The following is a 26315-nucleotide window of genomic DNA, read 5'->3' on the forward strand; positions in this document are numbered from 1 at the left end:
GCTTCCTGATGTCGTTAGATATCGAGGTTGGCGACGCTCAGCGCGTTTTCCTGGATGAAATCGCGGCGCGGCTCCACCTCGTCGCCCATCAGGCGGGCAAACAGGCCGTCGGCATCCGTTGCGTCGGGAACCTTCACTTGCAGCAGCGAGCGGACGTTCGGGTCGAGCGTCGTTTCCCAGAGCTGCTCGGCATTCATTTCGCCGAGACCCTTATAGCGCTGCATCGACAGGCCCTTGCGGCCGGCTGCGAAGACGGCGTCGAGCAGGGCGCGCGGGCCGGTCAGTTCCGTCTGGCCGTCCTTGCGGCGCAGTGTCGGCGGAACCCGATAAGCATCTTGGAAACGCGGCGACAGCTGATCGATGTGGCGGGCATCGGCCGAGCCGATCAGCGCCATGTCGATATGGGCGGATTCCTTGACGCCGCGCACCATGCGCTCGAAGCGCAGGCCGCCATCGCTCGCGACGGATCCGGTCCAGCCGCGCTCCGTCTCCTCGGCGATCAGATCGAGACGGCGGGCAACCTCCTCCGCCTTTGCGGCAAAGGCGTCCCGGTCATGGCTGAGTTCGAGGTTCAGCGCACCGGTGATCGCCGCCTGCTCGACGATCGAGCGGCTATAACGCGAATGCAGGCCATCGATCAGCGTGCGCAGGCGCAGCGCATCCTGGATCAGTTCGCGGATATCCTGGCCGGCGCGCACTTCGCCGGAGCCCAGCTCCAGCATCGCATCGTCCAAGCCGGCATTGATCAGGTATTCTTCCAGCGCCTTTTCGTCCTTCAGGTACTGGCTCGATTTGCCGCGCGCCACCTTATAGAGCGGCGGCTGGGCGATATAGAGATGGCCGCGCTCGATCAGCTCCGGCATCTGGCGGAAGAAGAAGGTGAGCAGCAGGGTACGGATATGGGCGCCATCGACGTCGGCGTCCGTCATGATGATGATCTTGTGATAGCGCAGCTTGTCGGCGTTGAACTCGTCCTTGCCGATCGATGTGCCGAGCGCGGTGATCAGCGTGCCGATTTCCTGGCTGGAGAGCATCTTGTCGAAGCGCGCGCGCTCGACGTTCAGGATCTTTCCGCGCAAGGGAAGAATGGCCTGGTTTTCGCGCGAACGGCCCTGCTTGGCCGAACCGCCCGCCGAATCGCCCTCGACGAGGAAGACTTCGGATTTGGCCGGATCGCGTTCCGAGCAGTCGGCAAGCTTGCCGGGCAGCGACGAGATGTCGAGCGCGCCCTTGCGGCGCGTCAATTCGCGGGCCTTGCGCGCGGCTTCGCGCGCTGCGGCAGCCTCGACGACCTTGCCGACGAGGATTTTCGCGTCGGCCGGATGCTCTTCGAACCAGGTGGAGAGCGCCTCGTTGACAAGGTTTTCCACGACGGGTCGCACTTCCGAGGATACAAGCTTGTCCTTGGTCTGCGAGGAGAATTTCGGATCGGGAACCTTTACCGACAGCACCGCCGTCAGGCCTTCACGGCAATCCTCGCCCTGCAGCGTCACCTTTTCGCGCTTCATGATGCCGGACGTATCGGCATAGGAGACGACCTGGCGGGTCAGCGCGCCGCGGAAGCCGGCCATATGCGTGCCGCCGTCGCGCTGCGGGATGTTGTTGGTGAAGCAGAGCACATTCTCGTGGTAGCTGTCGTTCCACCACATCGCGACTTCGACGGTGATGCCGTCCTTTTCGCCGCGGATGGCGATGGGCTTGGAGACCAGCGACTTCTTGGCGCGGTCGAGATAGACCACGAAGGCTTCGAGGCCGCCCTCATACATCAGCTCGTCCTGCTTGATATCCGAGTGACGGCGATCGGTGAGCAGGATGCGCACGCCGGAATTCAGGAAGGCGAGTTCACGCAGGCGATGTTCGAGCGTCGAATAGACGAATTCGATGTTGGTGAAGGTTTCGCTCGAGGGCAGGAAGGTCACTTCCGTGCCGGTCTCGCTGCCGCACTCGCCCGTCACCACCAACGGGCCGTCGGCGACGCCGTGCGTGAAGCTCATCTCGTGGATCTTGCCGGCGCGGCGGATTTTCAGCTTCAGCTGGACCGACAGCGCGTTCACCACCGAGACGCCCACGCCGTGCAGACCGCCGGAGACCTTGTAGGAATTCTGGTCGAACTTACCGCCGGCATGGAGCTGGGTCATGATGACCTCGGCTGCCGAAACGCCCTCTTCCTTGTGGATGTCGGTCGGGATGCCGCGGCCGTTGTCCGTCACGGTCACCGAGCCGTCCGCATTGAGCGTGACCGTCACGATATCGGCATGGCCGGCAAGCGCTTCGTCGATCGCGTTGTCGACGACCTCATAGACCATGTGGTGCAGACCCGAGCCGTCATCGGTATCGCCGATATACATGCCTGGGCGCTTGCGCACGGCATCGAGGCCCTTGAGGACCTTGATCGAATCTGCGCCATACTCGGCCGGGCCGTTTTCGGTCTCGGGTGTGTCAGTCATTCAAACGTCTTTCCAGAGTTTCGCGGACCGGGGTCTCGCGGGACGGCGGGAAGCGCGGCGAATCACCGCTTTCCAAGTCTTGGAATATAGGGATTTTGCCCCATAGTTCCAAATCCGAGCACCGCAAAGGCGGCAGAATTCAGGGGATCGTCAGGGTTTTACCCGGTTATTGCACGCTTTTTCAAGAATGCCGGCAAGACGGCGTACCGTCTCGGGCGGAAGGTTGGCGATTTCGGCCGAAACGCGGTTGGCGAAGGCCGTATATTCCGGCGGCAGGCCCGATGTATCGACCACCACGCGCGGATCGGAAATCTGCGCGATGCGGAACAGTTCTTCCGCCTCGTCCCAGATGACGTTGAAATAGCCGGCGACGCGCTGGAGGAAATCGAAGCTCGGCATGCCGCGCTTGCCGTGCTCCAGTGCCGAGAGATAGGCCGGGCTGACGCCGAGAGCCGCCGCCATCTCCTTCTGCGAGACGCCCTTGCGATCCCGAAGGTGGCGCACGGCCTTGCCGAAGGGTGTCGTCATCGCTTGTCACCGGGGTGGCGAGCGAGGCGGACATAGAGCGCGCCCTCGCCGCCGTGGTTGCGGGCGGCCGCCTCGTAGGAGGAGATCAGCGGGCGGAATTCCGGCAGCGAGAACCACAGCGGCACCGCACGCTTCAGGGCGCCGTCGCTGCCGAGCGAGGTGCCCTTGCCGGTGATAACAAGCACATGGCGCAGACCTCGCTCATGCGCCTTGATGAGGAAGCCAAGCAGGAAGCCGTGCGCCTCGCTCTGGATCATGCCGTGCAGATCGATGCGGGCTTCCAGCGCCAGGCGGCCCTTGGCGATCTTGCGCTTGACCGGGCGCTCCAGCGGATGGTGTTTCGTGTCCTTGCCGCGGCCGATGGTGAGCGCGATGCCCTCGGCGGCCGGCTGTTCGGCCTTGGCCGTCTTCGGCTCCGGGGGCTTTTCCTCCGGAAGCTTCTCGGCAAAAACGGCTTCGAATTCCGTCAACGCGTCGAGCTTGCCCGGCATGGCGCGCGTCGAACGCGCCACCTTGCCCCAGAGGATGCGATCCTCGCTGGAGAGCGTCTTATCCCTGGGCATGGAGGTAGCGCTCCGCTGCCGCCTTCGGGATGAGGATGTGGAAGGTCGCGGCATTGCGGACATGGCCCGCCAGCGCGCCAGCCACGTCTCCTGATCCGGTAAAGATATCGCCGCGCGCCGGGCCGACGATGGCCGTGCCGGTATCGAGCGCCAGCATCAGCCGGCGGAACGGTTTGCCGCCGTCCATATGGGTGAGGCTGTCGCTCGAGATGAAGAAGGGCAGACCGAAGGTGTGGATCATGCGATCGACGGCCAGCGAGCGGCCGGCGATCAGCGGCACCTTGGCGGCCGCAATAGGCCCAAGCGCCAGGCCTTCGACCGCCGCCTCCTTGAAGAAGATGAAGGAGCGGTTGTGCCAGAGCACGTCGTCCACCTGGTCCGCATGCCGCGCCAGCCAGTCGCGGATCGAGGCCATGGAGACGGTGGCGGCATCGATCTCGCCACGATCGATCAGCAGCTTGCCGATGGCCGAGAACGGATGGCCGGTCTTGGCGGCATAGGTGATGCGCTTCACCGTTCCGTCGGGATAGACGAGGCGCGCCGCGCCTTGCACATGGGCGAAGAAGACGTCGACCTTCGAGCGTGCATAGGCGATTTCGAGGCCTCGGCCATCGAGATAGCCGCGCTCGATATCGCCACGATCGGGATGTTCGACGATCACGCCGTCCTTCCGCATGCCGAAGACATAGCCTTGCGGGTAGCCATCCGGTCGATTGGCGTCATCCACATCGACGAGATCATCGGGGCGGCGGTAGAAAGGATAGCGGTAATCCGCGTCCGGCTCGGCCTTCACCGCCACTTCCGGCTCATAGAAGGCGGTGACGAAGCCGGCGGAGCCATCTGCCTTCTCGATGAGGAACGGCACGCACTGCGTCTCGAAGAAGGCGCGCACGGCGGCGGCGCCCTCCGGTTTTTCCCTGTCCGCTGCGTCCAGCAGCACCAAAAGCTCGCCGGCGGTGATGCCGAGCGAGCCTGTCTTATAGGCTTTGACGTCGCGGATATAATCGCGACAGCGGCGCATTACCGCCATCAGCGGTGTGGGATCGTCCTCGTCCCAACCGGGAAGCGCCGAAAACCGGGCCGGAACCAGGCGATACTCCATTTGCGTGCCTCGCTCAGCCTTCCGATTCGGTGGCGATCAGCTTCCAGTTCGGATCGCGCGAACGGATGTCGCGGGCGAAGGTCCAGAGGTCGTTGACCTCGGCCACCGTCTCCGCATCGCCGTCGATCAGCGCGCCGGCCTTGTCATAGGTGGCGGAGATCAGCTGGCTGACGATGCGCAGCGTCACATTGGCCTCGCTGTCCTTGACCTCCGCGCCGATGAGATCGGCCTTCTCGATGCCGACGAAGCTGGAGCGAACCACTTCGCCCTTGCTCTCGCGCTCGGAGATCGCCGCATCGAAACCCTCGTAGACTTCACGCGACAGAAGGTTCTTCAGCGTCTTGCGGTCGCCATCGGCGAAGGCGACGACGATCATCTCATAGGCCATGCGGGCGCCATTGACGAATTCCTTCGGGTCGAAAGACGGGTCGGTCTTGACCAGGGCGCGCAGCTGTTCGTTGAGCGGGGTGCCAGCCGGCGTGAACGCATCGATGGCGGCGTAGGGATTTTCCTCCTCGTCTGCGTCGCGCTTCGGCAGCGTCACCACCTTGTCGCGATCGGCCGAATCAGCCTCGGGCGCGCCCTCGCGCTTCGAATAGGGATCGAAGGGCGGACGCTCGCTGCCGGTGCGGCGGCCAAGCACGCTGCGCAATTGCAGGAAGATGACCACCGCAGCCACGAGGAAGAAAATCGTTACAAAGTCGAATGAGCCCATTATCGATCCGCTGCGGTTTCTGTTTTTTGTTCCTTTTCCATATAGTCCGCAAACCCGCATCATTCAAATGGCGATGACGTGAATGCGGCGAAGACGCGCGGAAGGCTTGCCGGCAGTATCGAACGACGCAAATCTGTGCGAGATTGGGACCTTATGTTGAGAATCCTTCTTCCCCTCTTCTTTCTTCTCCTGCCCTTAGCGGAGATTGCCTGTTTCATTCTCGTCGGGCGGCGGATCGGCCTCCTGCCGACGCTTTCGCTCGTCGTGCTCTCGGCTGTCGCCGGCATCGTGCTGATGCGCATCCAGGGTTTTGGCGTGCTGACGCGGCTCAGGCGCTCTGGCCAGGACGGTCATGCACCCGGCAAGGAACTGCTCGATGCGGCGATGATCCTGATTGCCGGCATCCTGCTGTTAATTCCCGGCTTCATCAGCGACATCGTCGGCCTTGCGTTGTTCCTGCCGCCTGTCAGGACCTTTCTCTGGAACCGGCTGATGCGCAATGTCGTTGTCGTCAATGTCGGCGGCATGCGTCCTGGCCGGGAACAGCCGCAGACCGGAGCGCAGCGCACGATCGATCTCGACGAAACCGATTTTCATCGCGGCGACCGGCCCTAAGCACCGGGTTGTAAGGCCGGGGCTGAAATGCTAGATGGCCTGACTTTCCAGAGTCTCCAAGGATACTTTCCATGACCGAAGCAGCAACCGAGACCAACGGCGCAAGCCCGTCGCTCAACATCCTGGCGCAGTATGTGAAGGACTTCTCCTTCGAAAACCCGGGTGCTCCGCGGTCGCTGCAGGCGCGCGACAAGGCTCCGGCCATCAATATCAGCGTCAATGTCAACGCCAACCCGCTCTCCGAGACCGACTTCGACGTCATCCTCTCGCTGAACGCCGAAGCCAAGGATGGCGACAAGATCCTGTTCAACGCCGAACTCGCCTATGGCGGCGTCTTCCGCGTCACGGGCTTCCCGCAGGAGCACATGCTGCCGGTCCTCTTCATCGAGTGCCCGCGCCTGCTCTTCCCCTTCGCCCGCCAGATCATTTCCGACGCGACCCGCAATGGCGGCTTCCCGCCGCTGATGATCGACCCGATCGATTTCGCCCAGATGTTCTCCCAGCGCATGGCGGAAGAACAGGTCAAGGCCAAGGTTCAGGCCAACTAAGCCAAACCTCACCTCTGAAACAAAGACGCCCGGCCACCTTGTGACCGGGCGTTTTCTTTGCGTTCAAATTGTTGAGCCGGATTCAGGCGCCGTATTTCGCCCAGATCGCCTTGCCGCCCATCTTGTCCACCATCGCATTGTGCGCCGCCTGCTCGGCTTCCGTGACGCGGGGGGCCAAAGGCCGCGGCCGCAGGCCGAGCGGCTGGATCACCTCGTCCTCGTTTTCGACCAGCGTCTTGCGGCCGTTTTCTGCAGACCCGAGACCAAGTGCTGCCTGCCGGCCGCCGATCATCTCGATATAGACTTCCGCGAGCAGTTCGGAGTCGAGCAGCGCGCCGTGGCGCGTACGGTGTGAATTGTCGATGCCGTAACGGCGGCAGAGCGCATCGAGCGAGTTCGGCCCCATCGGATGTTTGCGGCGGGCAAGCGCCAGCGTGTCCGTCACGTTCTCCTGAAGGATCGGCGGGCGGCCGAGCCGGTCGAGCTCGGCATTGATGAAGCCCATGTCGAAATTGGCATTGTGCGCGACCCAGCGCGCGGTGCCGAAAAAGTCGAGGATCTGATCGACCACCTCGGCGAAGGACGGCTTGTCCTTCAGCGATTCGTCCGTGATGCCGTGCACCGCAAGCGCATCGGGATGGACCTTGCGGTCACCCGGATTGATATAGAGATGCAGGGTGCGGCCGGTCGGGAAATGGTTTTCCAGCTCGACGCCGCCGATTTCGATGACGCGGTCGAGCTTGTTGTCGAGGCCGGTGGTTTCCGTATCGAAGATGATCTCGCGCATCAGTCCCGCTCTTCTCTCAAGGTTTCGATCACCTCTTCCACCTGTTTGCGCGCCGCTTCAAGCCCGGCGTCGGTAAACACGATGAAATCGGCGCGCTTGCGCTTTTCAGCATCGGGCATCTGGCGTGAGAGGATGAGCGCGAATTTCTCCTCGGTCATACCGGGACGGGAGAGCACGCGCTGACGCTGCGTTTCGGCATCGCAGGTGACGACCACGACCTTGTCGACGCGCTTTTCGCCACCGGTCTCATAGAGAAGCGGAATATCGAGCACGACGAGGGCCGAACCCTTCTGTCGTTGTGTTTCCAAAAAAGCCGTTTCGCGCGCCCGCACCAAGGGATGGATCACCGCTTCCAGCTCCCTAAACCGCTCCGGTGCCTGCGCGAGCGTGGCCGAGAGAACCTTCCGGTCGATCGAGCCATCCTTGAGCGCTTCGGGAAAGAGGGCGGCGACTGGCGCTACGGCCTCGTTGCGGTAGAGATCATGCACCGTCGCATCGGCGTCATGCACCGGCACGCCGAGATCGCGGAACATTCCCGCTGTCGTCGACTTGCCCGTTCCGATCGATCCGGTGAGACCGAGCACGATCATCAATGCTTCTCCATATCCGCGAGGATCAGCTGGCGCAGCGCATCATCCACGGTGGGGCGTACCCCGAACCATTTTTCGAAGCCGGGTGCTGCCTGGTGCAAGAGCATACCGAGACCATCGACCACGGCAAAACCCTGATCGACCGCCTGGCGCAGGATCGGTGTGACCAGCGGCACATAGACGATATCGGTAACGACCGCGCCGTTTGCCAGCGGCGAGAAATCGAATTCCGGCGCTTCCTCGCCATCCATGCCGAGCGAGGTCGTGTTGACGAACAGCCCGGCCCCTTTCATCACCTCCGGCAGCGCCGCCATCGCATGGGCGTGCACCTTCACACCGAAGCGGTCGGCAAGCTCCTGCGCACGCGCCGCCGTGCGGTTGACCACATGGATTTCGCCGACGCCACGATCCCGCACCGCCTGGATGATCGCCCGGCTGGCTCCGCCCGCGCCGAGGATCACGGCCCGGTCGGTTTTGTCCCAAGCCGGCGCCGTCGCATCGAGATTGGCAAGGAAACCATAGCCATCCGTGTTGGTGGCATGAAGCGCGCCGTCCTCCAGCCAGAGCGTGTTGGCTGCACCGAGTTCCTCGCTCAGTGCATTCGGCCGGTCGGCGAGCTTGAACGCCGTCTCCTTGTGCGGAATGGTGACATTGCCACCGACGAAGCCGGATTCACCACGCTTTAGACGGGATATGAAGCCGGCGAAATCTTCCGGTCTTATCTCCTGCCGCGTATAGGATCCTTGAAGACCCAGCACCTCCAGCCAATGGCCATGAATCAACGGCGAACGGGAATGTTTGACTGGCCAGCCGGTGACGAAGGCATTTCTTAAGAATGTTTCACGTGAATCATGCATCGATAGCACCGAGATCGCGAAGCTTAGCCAGCAGCGGAAGCAGCGGCAGGCCGAGAATGGTAAAATAATCGCCGTCGATCCGCTCGAACAGCTGTACGCCCTCGCCCTCCAACTGATAAGCGCCGACGCTCGCCAGGATCCGGTCGCCGACGCGCGCCAGATGACGATCAATAAAGGCATCCGACAGCGGCCGCATCGTGAGATGGGCGATGGAGACATGGCTCCACAGCATCTCGCCGTCGCGCACCAGTGCAATGCCGCAGTTCAGGGAATGGGTGCGGCCCGACATAGAAGCAAGATGCGATTTCGCCTCCGCCATGTCCGCCGGCTTGTGGAAGACGCGGCCTTCCAGCGATAGGGTCTGATCCGAACCGATCACCAGGGCACCCTTATGGCGGCCCGACACGTCGCGCGCCTTCTCGATCGCCAATGTCTCGGCGACCTCTTGCGGCGAGGGATTTTGCGTGGCAAGGGCGGTTTCCACTGCGCGCTCGTCGATGCGGGCCGCTTCCGTCGTGAAGGCGAGGCCGGCATTTTCCATCAGCATACGCCGGAAGGGGCTTTGCGAGGCAAGTATCAGCGTCATCGATTTCTCCCGATTCATCCCTCCGCGTTATCGGCTCTTCGGACGAAGAGCAACGATGGCGGCGGCGGTTTCCTCGATGGAGCGGCGCGTGACATCGATGATCGGCCAATTATTGCGGGCGCACAGCGCGCGGGCATATTTCAGCTCCTCGGAAATCTGTGCCCGGTCGATATAGTCATCACCACGAAATTCCTGAGTCTGGCCGAGAATCCGGTTCTGCCGTACCTGGGCGATGCGATCCGTCGTGGCGATGAGCCCGACGATCAGCGGCTTCGTCGCCGTCGATAGCCGCTCCGGCAGGGGCACACCAAGCACGATCGGCACATTGGCCGTCTTGATGCCGCGGTTGGCGAGATAAATGCTCGTCGGTGTTTTCGAGGTGCGGCTGATGCCGATCAGGATGACATCGGCGTCGTCGAGATCGGCCGGCAGCTGGCCGTCGTCATGATCCATCGTGAAATTCAAGGCTTCGATGCGCGCGAAATATTCCGCGTTCATCACATGCTGCGCCCCGACCCGCCGGCGCGACGGGGCACCAAGATAGGACTGGAAAAGATCGATGACCGGTTCAAGCACCGATACGCAGGGCACGCCCATCTCCCGGCAGCGCTGGTCGATGATGTCGGAAAGCTCGCGATCGACGATCGTGTAGAGCACAATGCCCGGCGCGCCGTCGATCGCATCGAGCACCGGCATCAGCTGCTTGCGGTTACGGATCAGCGGATAGACATGTTCCAGCGCCTGCGAGGACTGGAATTGCGCCGCAGCCGCCCGGCCCGCGGCGATCAGCGTCTCGCCCGTCGAGTCCGATATCAGGTGCAGATGGAAGTAATTTTTCGTGCTTTCCACAATATCCTCCGCGCCCTGTTGATGGACTGGGACAAGGGTGAGCTAAAAGCGGGAGGGGTCCGGACGCAAGGGGATAACTGGAAAGTTGTCCACAATTGGCGGTTTGCGGGAGAGCGATTGTCCCGGCATGTGGATAAGACTCATGACACGGCAAAGTGTCGCGCTTCTCCACAAGCTATCCACAAGCGGCTATTTTTCAGCTCTGGCGGATCATTTTGATTCAATTGAGTGAATCCGCTTTTCCTCGATTTCCTCCCGAAAGCTGGGAATAGCTCTGCTGTTTTCCCCAGCTCGTGGAACAAAGCAGGACTCATGTGGAAAGGATTTAATCCTTGATAGTCACCGACTCTAAGAAATAGAAACCTCTTTTAAGAGATTATTTCTTTATTGGGAGAAGCCCACAGTGAGCTCGAAAAGCCGGAAGATCGTCGATGTCCTCAACGGGAAGACGATCTCTCCCCCTCCCCTGTGGCTGATGCGCCAGGCAGGACGCTACCTGCCGGAGTACAGGGCAACGCGCGCTGCCGCGGGAAGTTTCCTCGATCTCTGTTATTCGCCGGAACTGGCAACTGAAGTGACGCTGCAACCGATCCGCCGTTACGGCTTCGATGCGGCGATCCTGTTTTCCGACATTCTTGTCATCCCCGACGCATTGAAGCGGAATGTGCGCTTCGAAGAAGGGCATGGACCGCGCCTTGACCCGATCGATGTCGATGGAATCCTGGCTCTTGATGGCAAAGGTGTCCTGAATCACCTCCAGCCGGTCATGGAGGCCGTTGGTCGCATCCGGGGCGCCCTACCCGAGGAAACGACCCTGCTCGGCTTCTGCGGCGCGCCCTGGACCGTTGCGACCTACATGATCGCCGGACACGGCACACCCGACCAGGCGCCCGCCCGCCTCTTCGCCTACAAGGAACCGAAGGCCTTCGCGCATCTCCTCGATACGCTGGCGGATCTCTCCGCCGATTATCTCGTCGCGCAGATCGATGCGGGTGCCGATGCCGTGCAGATTTTCGATTCCTGGGCAGGTGTCCTCGGCGAAAAGGAATTTTCGGAATTCGCCATCAAGCCGGTCCGGAAAATCGTGGATTCCGTGAAGGCCCGCATGCCGCAGGCCAAGATCATCGCCTTTGCCAAGGGCGCCGGCCTCTTCCTGAAGACCTATCGCCAGGCGACACGCGCCGATGCCATCGGGCTTGACTGGTCCGTGCCGCTCGCCTTTGCCGCCGAATTGCAGAAGGACGGCCCCGTCCAGGGCAATCTCGATCCGATGCGCGTCGTTGCCGGCGGTACCGCGCTGGATGAAGGCGTCGATGCCATCCTGCAGGCGCTTGGAAACGGTCCGCTGATCTTCAATCTCGGCCACGGCATCACGCCGCAGGCCGATCCGGAGCATGTCACGCGTCTTGTAGCGCGGGTGCGTGGAGAAAATCGGTGAGCGAGAAACAGACGAGCGAAAATGCCGGGCGCCGGGCGCGACTGCGTGCTGCCGCCGCACTCACGGTCTTTACCCTGCTTGCGCTTCTGCTGATCCTCTATCCGCCCGATAATCTCTATCTGTGGATCAAGGCCCTGCACATCATGGCGGTGATCTCCTGGATGGCCGGCCTGCTCTACCTGCCGCGCCTTTTCGTCTACCACACCGACGCGCCAAAAGGGTCCGCCCAGTCGGAAACCTTCAAGGTGATGGAGGCGCGGCTCTATCGCACGATCATGCAGCCGGCGATGGGGCTTACCTGGCTGCTCGGCCTCTACCTCGCCTGGTCCGTTTACGGTTTTCAGGGCGGTTGGCTCCATGCCAAGCTCGCCTTCGTCGTGTTGCTGACCGGCGTTCATCACTATTTCGGCCGCGCCGTGAAGGCTTTCGCCGAAGACCGCAATGAAAAAACCGGCCGTCAGTGGCGCATCTGGAACGAAGCTCCGGCGCTGTTGATGGTCCTCATCGTCATCATGGCCGTCGTCAAGCCGTTCTAGCTGCACCGCGACAAAACGGACGAAATGCACGAGGCCCCTTGCGACGACGCGCCGGAACCGCTATTTTCCGCCCATCTCATCTTTCATGGCATGTGTATTCGTTCAGTGAACTGCACCGTTTCCCCCGCAGTTCGTTCTTGACCCGCACGCCTTTTCCCATCCGATACCCTGCAGCATGGACCATTCATGGCCGAAATGAAGCTACAAGACCTCAAGAACAAGACTCCGACCGACCTCCTGGCCTTTGCCGAATCACTCGAGGTCGAAAACGCGAGCACGATGCGCAAACAGGAACTGATGTTTGCCATCCTCAAGATGCTGGCCTCGCAGGATGTCGAAATCATCGGTGAGGGCGTGGTGGAAGTGCTGCAGGATGGTTTCGGCTTCCTGCGGTCGGCCAATGCGAACTACCTGCCCGGCCCCGACGATATCTACATCTCCCCCTCGCAGATCCGCCGCTTCTCGCTGAAGACCGGCGACACGGTCGAAGGTCCGATCCGCGGTCCCAAGGAGGGCGAACGTTATTTTGCGCTTCTCAAGGTCAACACGATCAATTTCGACGACCCGGAGAAGATCCGCCACAAGGTTCATTTCGACAATCTGACGCCGCTCTATCCGAACGAGCGTTTCAAGATGGAGCTGGAGATCCCGACTTCGAAGGATCTCTCGCCGCGCGTCATCGATCTCGTCGCCCCGCTCGGCAAAGGTCAGCGCGGCCTGATCGTCGCCCCGCCGCGCACAGGTAAGACCGTTCTCCTGCAGAACATTGCCCATTCGATCACCGCAAACCATCCGGAATGTTACCTGATCGTCCTCCTTATCGACGAACGTCCCGAGGAAGTGACGGACATGCAGCGCTCGGTGAAGGGCGAGGTCGTTTCCTCGACCTTCGACGAACCGGCGACGCGCCACGTCCAGGTTGCCGAAATGGTCATCGAGAAGGCCAAACGCCTCGTCGAGCACGGCCGTGACGTCGTTATCCTGCTCGATTCGATCACCCGTCTCGGCCGCGCCTACAACACGGTCGTGCCGTCGTCGGGTAAGGTTCTGACCGGCGGTGTGGACGCCAATGCCCTGCAGCGTCCGAAGCGCTTCTTTGGAGCGGCTCGTAACATCGAGGAAGGCGGTTCGCTGACGATCATCGCGACCGCGCTCATCGACACCGGCAGCCGCATGGACGAAGTCATCTTCGAAGAGTTCAAGGGTACCGGCAACTCGGAAATCGTCCTTGACCGCAAGGTGGCCGACAAGCGCATCTTCCCGGCCATGGACATTCTCAAGTCCGGCACGCGTAAGGAAGATCTGCTCGTGCCGCGCCAGGATCTCCAGAAGATCTTTGTCCTGCGCCGTATTCTGGCACCGATGGGCACGACCGACGCGATCGAATTCCTCATCGACAAGCTGAAGCAGACCAAGACGAATGGCGACTTCTTCGATTCGATGAACACCTGATCGTTTTAGCTCGGGTTGGAGTTTATGGTCCTGCCGCAAGGTGGGACCATTTTCGTTTTAAGCGGGAATATCGATTCTTCTCCGAAACGATCCGATCGATTCGTACCAGGAACTTTTAACCGGATGATGCTGTGAGCCAGGATACGATCTTTGCCCTGTCGAGCGGAGGCCTTCCCTCGGGCGTTGCAATCATACGGCTAAGCGGACCGCAATGCCGACATGCTGTTGAAGTCACATGCGGTCGAGTTCCGGCGTCGCGGCAGGCATCTCTGCTACCGATTCGTGATCGAAACGGTCTGCTCCTGGATGAGGGCCTTGTGCTTTTCTTTCCCGGCCCCGCCTCTTTCACGGGGGAGGATACAGCCGAACTCCAGATTCACGGCGGCCGCGCCACCGTGAAGGCCGTTTTATCCGCGCTTGGAACCCTGCCCGGTCTTCGCGCTGCCGAAGCCGGGGAATTCTCTCGCCGCGCGTTCCAGAATGGAAAAATGGACCTCGTTGCGGTGGAGGGACTGGCCGATCTGATCGCTGCGGAGACAGAAATGCAGCGCCGTCTCGCTGCGGAGCACGCTTCCGGCCACCTCTCAGCGCTTTACGATTCGTGGGCGAAACGTTTAACGCATGCACGTGCGATGATCGAGGCGGAGCTGGATTTCGCCGACGAGGATGACGTTCCGGGTTCGATTGCATCGACGATCTGGCACGACATGCGGCAGTTGCAGCAGGAGATTCTTAACCATCTTTCGGGTGGTCAGGCGGGGGAGATCGTGCGCGATGGCCTGAACGTCGTGATCGCAGGTCCGCCGAACGCGGGAAAATCAAGCCTCCTCAATTATTTAGCGCAAAGAGATATCGCGATCGTCACCGATGTTCCGGGAACGACGCGTGATATCCTGCATGTCGATTTGGATATTGCTGGTTATGCAGTCCGTATGCATGATACGGCGGGCTTGCGAAAGACCGATGATGTTGTCGAACGCGAGGGTATCCGGCGAACGCAGCAGTCGATCGAAAGTGCCCATCTCGTGCTGCTCCTTTCTAGCGAGGCAGATATTGACTGGCAGAGCCTCGCAGGACCGTATACCGGTCCAACCATCCGCGTTCTGACGAAAGCCGATGTGCAGCGGGTATCTTGGCCGCATGGCAGTGTAGATGTTATGATCTCGGTGAAATCCGGGCAAGGCATGCCGGAGCTCATGGACGCGGTGCGAGCATTCTTGCCGGATTTGGAATCCGGTGGTGCTTTGTCCTTGCCGACCCGCGAGCGGCATTTTTCCAATCTGCAGGAAGCGCGCGACCATATCGAGCGTGCTTTGGCGGCGGAAGCAGTTGGCTTAGACATTCAAGCCGAACACCTCCGTCTCGCCGGCCAGGCATTGGGGCGGGTGACCGGTAGAGTTGATGTTGAAAATCTTCTCGACGTTATTTTCTCGGAATTTTGCGTCGGCAAATGATTCACGTGAAACAGCACAACGTGCACGAGTCTTATGGCGCGTTTCACGTGAAACAAGCAGGTGAACAGTGATGACCAAAGAAAGTTATGATGTTGTCGTTATTGGCGGCGGACACGCCGGCGTTGAAGCGGCCGCGGCATCAGCCCGCCTGGGAGCAAAGACGGCCCTGGTAACCCATAAAGCCGCAACGATCGGCGTCATGTCCTGTAACCCAGCGATCGGCGGCCTTGGAAAAGGCCACCTTGTTCGTGAAGTGGACGCGCTGGATGGTTTGATGGGAAGGGTTGCCGATCGTGCCGGTATCCAGTTCCGCTTGCTGAACCGTCGCAAAGGTCCGGCGGTGCGTGGTCCCCGCACACAGGCTGACCGCAAACTCTATCGGGAAGCGATGCAGCATGAGATTGGTGAAATCGTCGATCTCGATGTGATCGAAGGCGACGCTTTTGATCTTGATATTCAAAATGGCAAGATAGCCGGTATCCGAATGAAGGATGGCCGGTATCTTTCCTGCGATGCCGTGGTTGTGACCACAGGCACGTTTTTGCGCGGCCTTATTCATATCGGAAACGAAAAGATTCCGGCTGGTCGTGTTGGTGAAGAACCGTCCATTGGCCTTTCCGCAACTTTTGAACGCTTGGGTTTGCGGCTCGGCCGCCTCAAGACGGGCACGCCTGCCCGTATCGATGGCCGAACGATTGATTGGGCTGCCGTTGGACGCCAGGGCGCGGACGAGGAGCCGGTGCCCTTCTCGTTCATGACGGATCGTATCACCACGCCGCAGATCGAATGCGGAGTAACGCGCACCACACCGGAAACGCACAGAATCATTGAAGAAAATATCGGCAAGTCGGCGATGTATTCCGGCCAGATCGAAGGGGTTGGCCCACGCTACTGCCCCTCTATCGAGGACAAGATCGTCAAATTTGGCGAGCGCGACGGCCATCAGATCTTTCTCGAGCCCGAAGGTCTGGATGATCATACCGTCTACCCGAACGGCATCTCCACATCCTTGCCGGCTGATGTTCAGGATGCATTTATTCGGACGATTCCGGGCCTCGAAAGGGTGACTATCCTTCAGCCGGGTTATGCGATCGAATATGATCATATCGATCCCCGTGAATTGTCCGCGACGCTGGAGGTCAGAAGTCAGCCGGGCCTCTTTCTCGCCGGGCAGATCAACGGAACCACGGGGTATGAGGAGGCCGCCGCGCAAGGCCTGATTGCCGGCATGAATGCTGCCCGGCGCGCTGGTGGCCGCGATGGCTATATCTTGAGCCGCACTGAGAGCTACATCGGCGTGATGTTGGATGACTTGACGTCACGCGGCGTGACCGAACCCTATCGTATGTTTACCTCCCGTGCTGAATATCGCCTGTCTCTTCGTGCCGATAATGCGGATGCGCGCCTGACCCCGCTTGGTCTGGAGCTTGGCCTTGTCGGCCTTGATCGCAGGCGGCGCTTTGCGGATTGGTCCGGCGAGATGACCGCGGCGCGCGAGACGTTAAAGAACCTCCGTCTATCCCCAAATGAGGCTGCCGTTCATGGATTGAAGCTCAATCAAGACGGTGTTCGTCGAACCGGCTACGATCTGTTGGCCTATCCCGAGATCGACTACGCGCGACTTGTTTCCGTGTGGCCGGAGGCCCTTGGCGGGTACGCGCCCCGCGTGCGGGAGGCGGTGGAGATTGAAGCAGCCTATGCAGTTTATTTGAACCGTCAGCAGAGCGACATCGTCGAAACGCGACGGGAAGAGGAGCGGAAGATTCCCGTGGATTTCGACTATAGTACGCTTCCCGGCCTGTCGATCGAGCTGCGGCAGAAGCTGTCGACATCACGGCCGGCCAATCTCGCCCAAGCGGCACGGGTCGATGGTATGACGCCGGCGGCGTTGACACTTCTGTTGGTGCACCTTAAGCGCTTGCCGGATGAAGATCGGGCACAGGTTTCTCACGCATGACGAGTCTGCCACGCGAATTGAACGGTCTGAATGTTTCACGTGAAACGATCGACCGGCTGAACACCTTCGTGGCGCTGTTTCAAAAATGGGCCAAGGCTATCAATCTGGTGGCACCGTCCACGCTGGCGGAGGTCTGGAGTCGACACATTGCCGATAGCGCGCAGATCTACGCGCTCAATCCAGGCCCACGGATCTGGGCGGACCTAGGCAGTGGCGGTGGATTTCCCGGTATCGTGACGGGCATTCTACTCTCCGATACCGGCGGCGGCTGGGTCCATCTTGTGGAGAGCAACAACAAGAAGGCTGCGTTCCTGCGAACCGCGATCCTTGAAACGGGAGCCCGAGCGTCCGTGCATCCGATTCGTATCGAGGAAGCGCCGTCGGAGATCGCGCAATGTGATGCGATTTCCGCGCGGGCCCTCGCCGACCTCGATCTCCTGATGGAATTCGGGGCTCCCTGGGCCGAGCGCAATTCGGATTTGCGCTTTTTCCTCCATAAAGGCAGGGATTACCAGCGCGAGGTCGATAAAGCGCTTGGTCGCTGGAGATTCGATCTGGTAAAACATGCCAGTGTCGTCGAGCCGGATTCTGTCGTGCTCGAACTGTCCAAGCTCTCACGAACTTCCTAGGGATTGGCGGCGTCCATGATAGGCGAAAAGAACCGGATCATTACCATTGCGAACCAGAAGGGCGGCGTCGGCAAGACGACGACGGCTATAAATCTCGCAACGGCCCTTGCCGCGATCGGTGAACGTGTGCTCATCGTCGACCTTGACCCGCAGGGCAACGCCAGCACCGGCCTGGGGATCGACCGCCGCAGTCGCGAGCTTTCATCCTACGACCTGATGGTCGGCAGCCATGGTGTGGTTGAGACGGTCATGCAGACAGTCGTCCCCAATCTCTCGATCATTCCCTCGACAATGGACCTGCTTGGTGTCGAGATGGAGATCGCCCAGCAGAATGACCGCGTCTTTCGCTTGAAGCGCGCGCTGGCCTCGCCTGAAGCATTGTCTTACTCTTACGTGCTCGTCGATTGCCCGCCGTCGTTCAATCTTCTAACGATGAACGCGCTGGCGGCAGCGCATTCCGTGCTCGTGCCGCTGCAATGCGAATTCTTCGCTCTTGAGGGCCTGAGCCAGCTGCTCGAGACTGTCGATCAGGTGCGGCGCACTGTCAATCCGCGGCTCGATATCCAGGGCATCGTGCTGACCATGTTCGACTCGCGAAACAATCTGGCGCAGCAGGTCGTCAACGATGTTCGTACGCATCTCGGCGAAAAGGTGTATCATACGCTTATCCCGCGCAATGTGCGTGTGTCCGAGGCGCCGTCCTATGGCAAACCGGCCATTCTCTACGATCTCAAATGCGCCGGAAGCCAGGCCTATCTTCAGCTTGCTTCCGAAGTGATCCAGCGTGAAAGGCAGCGTAAAGCTGCCTGATTTCAGTATCCGTGAGTAGAACCGATGAACGATGACAACTCAAAGCGGCGCCTTGGCCGCGGCCTTGCAGCCCTGATCGGTGAAATGGACCAGCTTCCGGCCGCCGATATCGATGCGCGCCCAACGGTCAATCCGGATCGGCTCGTGCCCATCGAATTTGTCGGCCGCAACCCGCGCAACCCGCGCCGCTATTTCGATGAATCGGAACTGCAGGATCTGGCCTCGTCGATCCGCCAGCACGGCATCGTCCAGCCGGTCGTCGTGCGCACCACGGCGGACAATCGTTTCGAGATCATCGCAGGCGAACGGCGGTGGCGGGCGGCGCAGCTTGCTGGCCTGATCGAAATCCCCGTTATCATCCGGGATGTCGATGATCGCACGGCGCTGGAAATCGCCATCGTCGAGAACGTCCAGCGTTCGGATCTCAATCCGCTGGAAGAAGCGATGGGCTATGAGTTGCTAATCGCGGACCACGGCTACACGCAGAACGATCTCGGTGAAATCATCGGCAAGAGCCGCAGCCATGTGGCAAACAGCCTTCGCCTGCTGAAGCTGCCGGAACCGGTGCGCGACATGCTGGCTTCCGGCACGCTCTCGGCCGGGCATGCCCGTGCACTCATTCCGACGTCGGATCCCATCGCGCTTGCCAAGGCTGTCGTTGCCAAGGGTATGTCGGTGCGCGACGCCGAGCGGCTGGCCCAGAACGATATCAAGGCGCAGAGCGACCCGAACCACGGCCAGACGGCGCCGAAGGACGTGAAGGATGCGGATACGCTGGCGCTGGAGCGCACACTGTCCGACGTGCTCGGTCTCGATGTCACCGTGAACCACAAGGGGACCGGCGGCCAGCTCAGGATCGCTTACAAGACCCTCGAGCAGCTGGAAGAAATCTGCCGGCTTCTCGAGCGCCGCTGAGCAATCGCGGTAAAGCCGGCTATTTAGCCGGATTCAACGTCTTGCGGATTGCAGCACGGTTGCCAGCATGGTTTGCATGGCGATTGTATCCTCAAGCGACGCCCGCTGGCGGCTTTGCAGGATTGCGGCTTGCAGGCGCTGGGTTTCCCGGCGGATGGCCGGCCCGGTCCAAGTCTTCAGGGCACTTTCCACGATCGGCTTGCGGCGGAAATGCAGGTGGCGGCCCAGCGTCGCGATAACCTGACCGGCGGGCGCGCGCTTTTCATCCATTTCGGCGCGCATGATTTCCAGCAGCTGGAACTGCCGCAGGCATCCTTGCAGGACAAGGAAGACCGGCGTCTTCGACGAAACGATCTTCTTGATGGCGTGCAGAAATCCTTCGCGGTCGCCCTTGAGAATGGCGTCGATGGCATCGTCGGTGGAAATAGCACTGGCGTCGCCGACGATGTCTTCGACGTCCTGTTCCTCGATGGTTTCTTGGCCACGGCAATAAAGCGCGAGTTTGCGCACTTCGTTGCGGGAGGCCAGGCGGTCGCCGCCGATCGTCTCCATCAGGCGGTCACGGGCGGCTGGGGAAATGCGCAGGCCTTCACTTGCCAGTTCCTGGTCGATTAGCGCCTGTAGGGCGCGTCCATCGTCGGCATAGCAGGCGATGGCGACGGCCTGAGACGACGACTCGGCCGCCTTGCGCAGCGCAGCGCCCTTTTTTAGGTCACCGGCTTCGATCAGCAGCGTGGAATCGCCCGGAGGCATTTTGGCCAGCATCTCCAATGCATCCGAAACGCCCTTTTCGCTGCCGGCATTGCGGACCCAGACGAGGCGATCGCCGCCGAACAGGCCGATGGCATTCATCTCGTCCATCAGCTTGCCGGCCTGGTTGCCGATTTCTCCGGCGTCGAGTTTCACGACGGAGAAGGCGTCCGCGAGATTGACGCCGCTCGCAGCCGCAAGCGCTGCGGCGCGTTCGGAAACAAGGCCGCGATCCGGCCCATAGATGAGGAAGAGCCGCACGGGCAGAGGCTTCCGTTTCAGGAAAGCGTCGAATTCGTGCGACTTGACTTCGGCCATAGCCGGCTCAGCGCCGGCCGAGGGCCGACGCGACGTCCGCGCGGATGAGCTCGGCGAGTTCGCGAGCGGCGCGGTTTTCGCCATCACGCACGGCGCGCAGCTTGGCGAATTCCTGGACCGGGAAATCGACAAGGGCAACGCTCGAGCGCTTTCCCGAAGCCAATGTTTCGCCGGAGTCGGACTTCGTCAGGTTATAGTCCGCGGACACGACGATACGGCCGGCGCGAGCGATATCCGTGGTCACGTCGTCGAGCACGCCGATGTTGCGCACCGATACGTTCAGTTCCAGATGGTAGAGCGCCGATTGGGGTTCGCCGGCGCCCCCTGCGAAGAGGAAGACCAGATCGTTGCGGACCTGCTGTTCCACACGGGTATCGGCCTCCGAAATCTCGACGGCCGCCAGCTTCGTATCCGTACCGGAGCCGGTCGAATAGAGCGGGCGCACCTGGCAGCCCGCCAGCGCGCCGACAAGCGCGATGCCGGCGACGAGTTTTGCAAGGCGCGAAAGACCGGTTCCGTCAGACAACAACATTCACGATCCTCTGCGGTACGACGATGATCTTCTTGGGACGCTGGCCGGCGAGCACGGCCTGGACGGGCTCGAGAGCGAGCACGGCCGCTTCGACTGCACTCTGGTCCGCATCGCGGGCGATTGTCAAATCCGCACGCTTCTTGCCGTTGATCTGCACCGGCAGGGTGATTTCGTTTTCCGCGACCAGTCGGTCTTCATAAGCCGGCCACGCAGCGGTTGCGACGAGACCCTCGCCGCCGATCTCACGCCAGGCTTCTTCTGAAAGATGCGGCGTCATCGGGGCAACGATGCGGATCAGGATGCCGACGGCTTCGCGCAGCGCCGAGACCAGATCGGCCGAAGCGGTGCCCGCGGCGGCATTGGTCAGCGGTGCGGCCAGCGCATTGACGAACTCATAGATGCGCGCGACGGCCTTGTTGAAGGCGAGCTTGTCATAGTCGGCCTGAACGGCCTTCAGCGTCTTGTGCGCGATTTGCGAGACAGCCAGCGCTTCGCCATCCGTACCCGGTCGGCTTTCGGCGCCCTTCAGCGCGGGGGCAGCCTCAGAGATGAGGCGCCAGACGCGCTGGACGAAACGGTGCGCGCCTTCGACGCCGGCTTCCGACCAGATGACGTCACGGTCCGGCGGGGAGTCGGAGAGAACGAAGAAGCGGGCGGTATCGGCGCCGTAGGAGGCGATGATATCGTCGGGATCGACGACGTTCTTTTTCGATTTCGACATTTTCTCGATGGAGCCGATGGCGATGTCTTCGCCGGATTCGAGATGCAGCGCGCGGCGCTTTCCATCGATCTCTTCGATGCGGATCTCGGCCGGCGTGACCCATTCCCGCTTGCCATCGATTGCGCGGCTATAGGTTTCGTGCACGACCATGCCCTGCGTGAAGAGGCCCTTGAAGGGCTCCTTCAGGTCGAGATGGCCGGCGACCTGCATGGCGCGGGTGAAGAAGCGCGAATAGAGCAGATGCAGGATCGCGTGCTCGATGCCGCCGATATATTGGTCGACGGGCAGCCAGGCATTGGCCGCGGCCGGATCCGTCGGGTTGTTTTCCCACGGCGCGGTGAAGCGGGCGAAATACCAGGACGAATCGACGAAGGTGTCCATCGTGTCCGTCTCGCGGCGGGCATCCTTGCCGCATTGCGGGCAGGCGACGTGGCGCCAGGTGGGGTGGCGGTCGAGCGGGTTGCCCGGCTTGTCGAAAGTGACGTCGTCGGGCAGCTGCACCGGCAGATCGGCCTTCGGCACGGGCACCACACCGCAAGCCTCGCAATGGATGACCGGGATCGGGCAGCCCCAATAGCGCTGGCGCGAAATACCCCAGTCGCGCAGGCGGAAGTTCACCTTGCGCTCGCCGACCGGCGCGTTGCCGAGCGTGGCGGCGGTCAGGCGCTTGGCGACCTCTTCGAAGGCTTCCTCGGTGCTCAGGCCGTCGAGGAAGCGCGAATTGATCATCACGCCTTCGCCGACATAGGCTTCGTCGCCGATGGCGAAAGTGGCGGCGTCGCCGTCCTTCGGCATGACGACGGGCACGACGGCCAGGTCGTATTTGCGGGCGAAGTCGAGGTCGCGCTGGTCGCCGGAGGGGCAGCCGAAGATGGCGCCCGTGCCGTAGTCCATCAGCACGAAGTTCGCGATATAGACCGGCAGTTCCCAGCTGGGATCGAAGGGATGGCGCACACGGATGCCCGTGTCCATGCCCTTCTTCTCGGCGGTCTCAAGCGCGGCGAGCGACGTGCCGGCGCGGCGGCATTCCTCGCAGAAGGCCATGATGTCAGGGTTCGTGGCGGACACTTCCCTGGCCAGCGGATGATCGGCCGAAATCGCCAGGAACGAGGCGCCGAACATCGTGTCGGGACGCGTCGTATAGACGGTGACGTCCTTCTCGGTGGTCTGGGCGCCGTCAGCGATTTCCCAGCGCACCAGCATGCCTTCGGAACGGCCGATCCAGTTCTTCTGCATCAGCCGGACCTTCTCCGGCCACTGGTCGAGGGTCTCCAGCGAATCGAGCAAATCCTGGCTGAAATCGGTGATGCGGAAGAACCACTGGGTCAGCTCGCGCTGCTCGACGAGCGCACCGGAGCGCCAGCCGCGGCCGTCGATGACCTGCTCGTTGGCGAGAACCGTGTGATCGACCGGATCCCAGTTGACCTTGGATTGCTTGCGGTAAACCAGGCCCTTTTCCAGGAAGTCCAGGAACAGGTGTTGCTGGCGCTGATAATATTCGACGTCGCAGGTGGCGAATTCGCGCGACCAGTCGAGCGACAGGCCCATCGACTTCAGCTGCTTGCGCATCGTCGCGATGTTTTCATAGGTCCAGCCCTTGGGGTGGACCTTGTTCTGCATGGCGGCGTTTTCGGCGGGCATGCCGAAGGCGTCCCAGCCCATCGGGTGCAGCACGTTATAACCGCGCGCGCGCTTGTAGCGGGCGACGACGTCACCCATGGCGTAATTGCGCACATGGCCCATATGGATGCGGCCCGACGGATAGGGGAACATCTCTAGGACGTAATACTTTTCGCGCGGGTCGTCGTTGTCGGTCAGGAAGACGTTCTCGTCGTTCCATTTTGCCTGCCAGCGGGGCTCGGCATCGCGCGGATTGTAACGTTCGGTGGCCATGTCTTTGATGTTCCGGAAGTCTTTTGGGAGTTTTGGCGAGCGGTTCGCCCATGCGAATATAGTGGCGAGACCTTCATCATGAAACCGCCGAAGCGTCAAGTTTTCCGGCCTCGGGCCGGCTTGTCGCGCTTGGCAAGCGGCGTCGTTTTCGCTAGGTCCTGACCCTCGATACCAGAGGAGAGTGACGATGGAGCTTCAGGACCGCCTCGCAGAGGTTCAGGGCCGGATGAAGAAGGCGGCGGCGGAAGCCGGCCGCAAGCCGGATGCGGTCACGCTTGTCGCGGTGTCGAAGACGTTCGATGCCGATTCCATCCGCCCGGCCATCGCCGCCGGCCAGCGGGTTTTTGGCGAAAATCGCGTGCAGGAAGCGCAGGGCAAGTGGCCTGAACTGCGCGCCGAGACCGACAGCATCGAGCTGCACCTGATCGGCCCGCTGCAATCCAACAAGACGGCCGAGGCCGTGGCGCTGTTCGATGTCATCGAGACGGTCGACCGCGAGAAGATCGCCCGCAGCATCGCCGACGAAATGAAGCGGCAGGGCCGCAGCCTGCGGCTCTATGTCCAGGTCAATACCGGCCTCGAGCCGCAGAAGGCGGGCATCGCACCTGACGATACGGTCGCTTTTGTCACTTTCTGCCGCGAGGAGCTCGGCCTGTCGATCGAGGGGCTGATGTGCATTCCGCCAGCAGAGGAAAATCCCGGTCCGCATTTCGCGTTGCTGGCCAAGCTCGCCGAGCGCTGCGCTCTCGAAAAGCTCTCCATGGGCATGTCGGGCGACTACGACGTTGCCATCGGTTTTGGCGCGACCTCGGTGCGCGTCGGGTCAGCGATCTTCGGAACGCGCTGACGTCGGGAACGCGCCGTTCCCAGTTTGACGAACGGCAAGAAACGGGCCGGCCTTTTGAGGCTTTGGTCTGGCTTTGCGGATTGCCTGCCCTCTCCTATTCTTCCTGCCGAGGAACCGGCCGTTAATCGGCTGCGCATGGCGGGAGGAAGCGATGCAAAAAACCTATGCCGAGATTTATCGGGCGTGGAAGGACGATCACCAGACGCATTGGCGTGAGGCCGCGCGGGCGATCGACTGGTTCACGGAGCCGACGGACATCTTCGATGCTGCCCAGGGCGTCTATGGCCGCTGGTTTCCCGATGCGCGCGGCAATACCTGCCACAACTGCGTCGACCGCCATGTAGCGGCGGGCCGCGGCGATGTCGCGGCGCTGATCTACGACAGCCCGGTGACCGGCCGGAAGGCCCTCTTCACCTATGCCGAGCTGCTGGAGCGCGTAAACGCCATGGCGGCGGTGCTGGTCGATCAGGGCGTGGAACAGGGCGACCGGGTCATCCTCTACATGCCGATGATCCCCGAGGCGATTTTCGCCATGCTGGCCTGTGCGCGCATCGGCGCGATCCATTCCGTGGTGTTTGGTGGTTTTGCTGCAAGCGAGCTTGCCGCGCGCATCGACGATTCGACGGCCAAGCTTGTCGTGACGGCGAGCTGCGGCATCGAGCCGAACCGCCTCGTCGCCTACAAGCCGTTGCTCGATGCCGCCATCGACCTGGCCCGCCACAAGCCGGATCGTTGTCTCGTGCTGCAGCGGCCGGAGCTTGCCGCGACGCTGCAGGATGACCGGGATATCGATCTGGGTGCGGCGCTAGACGCGGCCCGTTGGCGCACCGTCACCTGCGCATCGCTGGCGGCGACCGATCCGCTCTACATCCTCTACACATCAGGCACGACGGGCCAGCCGAAGGGTGTCATCCGCGACAATGGCGGCCATATGGTCGCGCTCGCCTGGACCATGCGGGCGCTCTACGGCGTGAAACCCGGTGAGGTCTATTGGGCGGCGTCGGATATCGGCTGGGTCGTCGGCCATTCCTACATCGTCTATGCGCCGCTGCTGAACGGCAGCACGACGGTGCTCTATGAGGGCAAGCCGATCGGCACGCCGGATGCCGGCGCCTTCTGGCGGGTGGTGGAGGAGTACAAGGTCTCCGTGCTCTTCACGGCGCCGACGGCCTTCCGCGCCATTCGCAAGGAGGATCCCGAAGGAGTGCTTGTGAAGCACTACGATCTCTCCAGTCTGCGGGCGCTGTTCTTGGCCGGCGAGCGGGCCGACCCCGATACGCTGCGCTGGGCCGAAGCCGTGCTCGGCGTTCCCGTCATCGATCACTGGTGGCAGACGGAGACCGGATGGGCGATCGTCGGCAATCCGCTCGGCCTCGATGTGCTGCCCGTGAAACACGGTTCGCCCACCGTGCCCATGCCGGGCTACGATCTCCATGTGCTCGACGATGCGGGCCATGAGGTGCCGGCCGGTACGCTTGGCAATATCGCCATCAAGCTCCCCCTCCCTCCGGGCTGCCTGCCGAGCTTCTGGAATGCCGACGAACGGTTTCGCACCGCCTGCCTCTCGGAATTCCCCGGCTATTACAAGACAGCGGATGCCGGTTACGTAGACAATGACGGCTATGTCTTCATCATGTCGCGCACCGACGACATCATCAATGTCGCCGGCCACCGCCTTTCGACGGGCGCGATGGAAGAGGTCTGCGCCGGTCATCCCGACGTCGCCGAATGCGCCGTCATCGGCGTTGCCGATAGCATCAAGGGCCAGGTGCCGGCCGGATTTCTCGTGCTGAAGAGCAATGTTTCACGTGAATCATCGCTCGTGGAGGCGGAGGTGGTGGGCCTCGTGCGCGAAAAGATCGGCCCCGTCGCCGCC

At 61.6% G+C, this 26315-nt stretch carries 24 protein-coding genes and 2 pseudogenes; 12 read left to right on the forward strand and 14 right to left on the reverse strand.

From position 1 onward, the window contains the following. Positions 1-14: 14 nt before the first annotated feature. The 6 genes and pseudogenes from gyrB to ACOZK4_RS01375 form a co-directional block, all read right to left on the reverse strand. Positions 15-2447 carry a DNA topoisomerase (ATP-hydrolyzing) subunit B gene (gene gyrB, locus ACOZK4_RS01350; RefSeq protein WP_421589998.1) on the reverse strand — a complete coding sequence of 811 codons (2433 nt, stop codon included), beginning with the start codon at positions 2445-2447 and terminating at the stop codon, positions 15-17. A 150-nt stretch (positions 2448-2597) separates the two neighbouring features. Beyond that, on the reverse strand, positions 2598-2975 hold the full coding sequence (locus ACOZK4_RS01355; RefSeq protein ID WP_313523963.1) for a helix-turn-helix domain-containing protein: 378 nt from the start codon (positions 2973-2975) through the stop codon (positions 2598-2600). Then, a pseudogene (locus ACOZK4_RS01360) lies at positions 2972-3316 on the reverse strand (Smr/MutS family protein); the annotation flags it as partial. The gene ACOZK4_RS01355 and the pseudogene ACOZK4_RS01360, both read right to left, overlap by 4 nt. 119 nt (positions 3317-3435) lie before the next feature. Next, positions 3436-3538: pseudogene (locus tag ACOZK4_RS01365) on the reverse strand (DNA mismatch repair protein MutS); the annotation flags it as partial. Continuing rightward, a complete protein-coding gene (locus ACOZK4_RS01370; protein WP_421589999.1) occupies positions 3525-4640 on the reverse strand; it encodes a murein transglycosylase A in 1116 nt (371 codons plus the stop codon). The gene ACOZK4_RS01370 and the pseudogene ACOZK4_RS01365, both read right to left, overlap by 14 nt. 13 nt (positions 4641-4653) lie before the next feature. Continuing rightward, positions 4654-5355, reverse strand: coding sequence for a Tim44/TimA family putative adaptor protein (locus ACOZK4_RS01375; RefSeq protein ID WP_421590000.1), 702 nt, complete (start codon positions 5353-5355; stop codon positions 4654-4656). Between the two features lie 153 nt (positions 5356-5508). On the opposite strand from ACOZK4_RS01375, the gene ACOZK4_RS01380 reads away from it, so the two are divergent. Further along, positions 5509-5970, forward strand: a complete 462-nt coding sequence (locus ACOZK4_RS01380) for an FxsA family protein (protein WP_421590001.1) — start codon at positions 5509-5511, stop codon at positions 5968-5970. A gap of 71 nt (positions 5971-6041) precedes the next feature. Continuing rightward, the gene (secB, locus tag ACOZK4_RS01385) at positions 6042-6518 is read left to right on the forward strand and encodes a protein-export chaperone SecB (protein ID WP_313523978.1); all 477 of its coding nucleotides are present in this window, start codon (positions 6042-6044) and stop codon (positions 6516-6518) included. An 82-nt stretch (positions 6519-6600) separates the two neighbouring features. Here the strand turns inward: secB and dnaQ are convergent, their stop codons facing one another. The 5 genes from dnaQ to ACOZK4_RS01410 are packed head-to-tail and all read right to left on the reverse strand — an operon-like array spanning position 6601 to position 10187. Further along, positions 6601-7305 (reverse strand): DNA polymerase III subunit epsilon, encoded by a 705-nt coding sequence (dnaQ, locus tag ACOZK4_RS01390; protein WP_313523981.1) that lies wholly within the window; start codon positions 7303-7305, stop codon positions 6601-6603. Continuing rightward, positions 7305-7895, reverse strand: coding sequence for a dephospho-CoA kinase (gene coaE, locus ACOZK4_RS01395; protein WP_421590002.1), 591 nt, complete (start codon positions 7893-7895; stop codon positions 7305-7307). The genes dnaQ and coaE overlap by 1 nt, the downstream gene beginning before the upstream one ends. Further along, complete coding sequence (locus ACOZK4_RS01400) at positions 7895-8752, reverse strand: shikimate dehydrogenase (protein ID WP_421590003.1); 858 nt, start codon at positions 8750-8752, stop codon at positions 7895-7897. Before ACOZK4_RS01400 ends, coaE begins: the two co-directional genes overlap by 1 nt. Further along, a complete protein-coding gene (locus ACOZK4_RS01405; RefSeq protein WP_421590004.1) occupies positions 8745-9338 on the reverse strand; it encodes a Maf-like protein in 594 nt (197 codons plus the stop codon). Before ACOZK4_RS01405 ends, ACOZK4_RS01400 begins: the two co-directional genes overlap by 8 nt. Positions 9339-9365: 27 nt before the next feature. Continuing rightward, the gene (locus ACOZK4_RS01410; protein ID WP_421590005.1) at positions 9366-10187 is read right to left on the reverse strand and encodes a pyruvate, water dikinase regulatory protein; all 822 of its coding nucleotides are present in this window, start codon (positions 10185-10187) and stop codon (positions 9366-9368) included. Positions 10188-10662: 475 nt separating this feature from the next. Between ACOZK4_RS01410 and hemE the strand changes: the two genes are divergently transcribed. The 8 genes from hemE (at position 10663) to ACOZK4_RS01450 (ending at position 19378) form a co-directional block, all read left to right on the forward strand. After that, complete coding sequence (hemE, locus tag ACOZK4_RS01415) at positions 10663-11625, forward strand: uroporphyrinogen decarboxylase (protein WP_421590165.1); 963 nt, start codon at positions 10663-10665, stop codon at positions 11623-11625. Continuing rightward, positions 11622-12161 carry a protoporphyrinogen oxidase HemJ gene (gene hemJ, locus ACOZK4_RS01420; RefSeq protein WP_421590006.1) on the forward strand — a complete coding sequence of 180 codons (540 nt, stop codon included), beginning with the start codon at positions 11622-11624 and terminating at the stop codon, positions 12159-12161. The genes hemE and hemJ overlap by 4 nt, the downstream gene beginning before the upstream one ends. A 186-nt stretch (positions 12162-12347) precedes the next feature. Continuing rightward, the gene (gene rho / locus ACOZK4_RS01425; RefSeq protein ID WP_117371985.1) at positions 12348-13613 is read left to right on the forward strand and encodes a transcription termination factor Rho; all 1266 of its coding nucleotides are present in this window, start codon (positions 12348-12350) and stop codon (positions 13611-13613) included. Positions 13614-13744: 131 nt separating this feature from the next. Continuing rightward, a complete protein-coding gene (gene mnmE, locus ACOZK4_RS01430) occupies positions 13745-15067 on the forward strand; it encodes a tRNA uridine-5-carboxymethylaminomethyl(34) synthesis GTPase MnmE (RefSeq protein ID WP_421590007.1) in 1323 nt (440 codons plus the stop codon). Positions 15068-15137: 70 nt separating this feature from the next. Then, a complete protein-coding gene (gene mnmG / locus ACOZK4_RS01435; RefSeq protein WP_421590008.1) occupies positions 15138-17024 on the forward strand; it encodes a tRNA uridine-5-carboxymethylaminomethyl(34) synthesis enzyme MnmG in 1887 nt (628 codons plus the stop codon). Continuing rightward, positions 17021-17653 carry a 16S rRNA (guanine(527)-N(7))-methyltransferase RsmG gene (gene rsmG / locus ACOZK4_RS01440; RefSeq protein ID WP_421590009.1) on the forward strand — a complete coding sequence of 211 codons (633 nt, stop codon included), beginning with the start codon at positions 17021-17023 and terminating at the stop codon, positions 17651-17653. The genes mnmG and rsmG overlap by 4 nt, the downstream gene beginning before the upstream one ends. A 15-nt stretch (positions 17654-17668) precedes the next feature. Next, entirely contained in the window at positions 17669-18463 is a 795-nt protein-coding gene (locus ACOZK4_RS01445; protein ID WP_421590010.1) for a ParA family protein, read from the forward strand. A 24-nt stretch (positions 18464-18487) separates the two neighbouring features. Then, on the forward strand, positions 18488-19378 hold the full coding sequence (locus tag ACOZK4_RS01450; protein ID WP_313524013.1) for a ParB/RepB/Spo0J family partition protein: 891 nt from the start codon (positions 18488-18490) through the stop codon (positions 19376-19378). A 33-nt stretch (positions 19379-19411) separates the two neighbouring features. Here ACOZK4_RS01450 and holA read toward each other — a convergent pair whose 3' ends face one another. Genes holA through leuS form a run of 3 tightly spaced genes read right to left on the reverse strand, consistent with a single transcriptional unit; the run spans position 19412 to position 23592 of the window. Beyond that, positions 19412-20446 carry a DNA polymerase III subunit delta gene (gene holA / locus ACOZK4_RS01455; protein ID WP_421590011.1) on the reverse strand — a complete coding sequence of 345 codons (1035 nt, stop codon included), beginning with the start codon at positions 20444-20446 and terminating at the stop codon, positions 19412-19414. Between the two features lie 7 nt (positions 20447-20453). Next, a complete protein-coding gene (locus ACOZK4_RS01460) occupies positions 20454-20978 on the reverse strand; it encodes an LPS assembly lipoprotein LptE (RefSeq protein ID WP_313524019.1) in 525 nt (174 codons plus the stop codon). Continuing rightward, positions 20965-23592: a leucine--tRNA ligase gene (leuS, locus tag ACOZK4_RS01465; RefSeq protein ID WP_421590012.1), complete on the reverse strand. Its 2628-nt coding sequence runs from the start codon at positions 23590-23592 to the stop codon at positions 20965-20967. Before leuS ends, ACOZK4_RS01460 begins: the two co-directional genes overlap by 14 nt. Before the next feature lie 187 nt (positions 23593-23779). On the opposite strand from leuS, the gene ACOZK4_RS01470 reads away from it, so the two are divergent. Next, positions 23780-24439, forward strand: coding sequence for a YggS family pyridoxal phosphate-dependent enzyme (locus tag ACOZK4_RS01470; RefSeq protein ID WP_421590013.1), 660 nt, complete (start codon positions 23780-23782; stop codon positions 24437-24439). A gap of 151 nt (positions 24440-24590) precedes the next feature. Continuing rightward, positions 24591-26315, forward strand: a 1725-nt coding sequence (locus ACOZK4_RS01475) for an AMP-binding protein (protein ID WP_421590014.1), incomplete at its 3' end; no start/stop codon positions are given.

The sequence above is a fragment of the Shinella sp. M27 genome (genome assembly GCF_049199905.1).
In the GTDB taxonomy this organism is placed as follows: domain Bacteria; phylum Pseudomonadota; class Alphaproteobacteria; order Rhizobiales; family Rhizobiaceae; genus Shinella.

Bases quoted from the DNA above. Each gene is read 5' to 3' on its own strand.
- gyrB (WP_421589998.1), bottom strand. From the start codon at position 2,447: ATGACTGACACACCCGAGACCGAAAACGGCCCGGCCGAGTATGGCGCA.
- ACOZK4_RS01355 (WP_313523963.1), bottom strand. From the start codon at position 2,975: ATGACGACACCCTTCGGCAAGGCCGTGCGCCACCTTCGGGATCGCAAG.
- ACOZK4_RS01370 (WP_421589999.1), bottom strand. From the start codon at position 4,640: ATGGAGTATCGCCTGGTTCCGGCCCGGTTTTCGGCGCTTCCCGGTTGG.
- ACOZK4_RS01375 (WP_421590000.1), bottom strand. From the start codon at position 5,355: ATGGGCTCATTCGACTTTGTAACGATTTTCTTCCTCGTGGCTGCGGTG.
- ACOZK4_RS01380 (WP_421590001.1), top strand. From the start codon at position 5,509: ATGTTGAGAATCCTTCTTCCCCTCTTCTTTCTTCTCCTGCCCTTAGCG.
- secB (WP_313523978.1), top strand. From the start codon at position 6,042: ATGACCGAAGCAGCAACCGAGACCAACGGCGCAAGCCCGTCGCTCAAC.
- dnaQ (WP_313523981.1), bottom strand. From the start codon at position 7,305: ATGCGCGAGATCATCTTCGATACGGAAACCACCGGCCTCGACAACAAG.
- coaE (WP_421590002.1), bottom strand. From the start codon at position 7,895: ATGATCGTGCTCGGTCTCACCGGATCGATCGGAACGGGCAAGTCGACG.
- ACOZK4_RS01400 (WP_421590003.1), bottom strand. From the start codon at position 8,752: ATGCATGATTCACGTGAAACATTCTTAAGAAATGCCTTCGTCACCGGC.
- ACOZK4_RS01405 (WP_421590004.1), bottom strand. From the start codon at position 9,338: ATGACGCTGATACTTGCCTCGCAAAGCCCCTTCCGGCGTATGCTGATG.
- hemE (WP_421590165.1), top strand. From the start codon at position 10,663: ATGCGCCAGGCAGGACGCTACCTGCCGGAGTACAGGGCAACGCGCGCT.
- rho (WP_117371985.1), top strand. From the start codon at position 12,348: ATGGCCGAAATGAAGCTACAAGACCTCAAGAACAAGACTCCGACCGAC.
- mnmG (WP_421590008.1), top strand. From the start codon at position 15,138: ATGACCAAAGAAAGTTATGATGTTGTCGTTATTGGCGGCGGACACGCC.
- rsmG (WP_421590009.1), top strand. From the start codon at position 17,021: ATGACGAGTCTGCCACGCGAATTGAACGGTCTGAATGTTTCACGTGAA.
- ACOZK4_RS01445 (WP_421590010.1), top strand. From the start codon at position 17,669: ATGATAGGCGAAAAGAACCGGATCATTACCATTGCGAACCAGAAGGGC.
- ACOZK4_RS01450 (WP_313524013.1), top strand. From the start codon at position 18,488: ATGAACGATGACAACTCAAAGCGGCGCCTTGGCCGCGGCCTTGCAGCC.
- holA (WP_421590011.1), bottom strand. From the start codon at position 20,446: ATGGCCGAAGTCAAGTCGCACGAATTCGACGCTTTCCTGAAACGGAAG.
- ACOZK4_RS01460 (WP_313524019.1), bottom strand. From the start codon at position 20,978: ATGTTGTTGTCTGACGGAACCGGTCTTTCGCGCCTTGCAAAACTCGTC.
- leuS (WP_421590012.1), bottom strand. From the start codon at position 23,592: ATGGCCACCGAACGTTACAATCCGCGCGATGCCGAGCCCCGCTGGCAG.
- ACOZK4_RS01470 (WP_421590013.1), top strand. From the start codon at position 23,780: ATGGAGCTTCAGGACCGCCTCGCAGAGGTTCAGGGCCGGATGAAGAAG.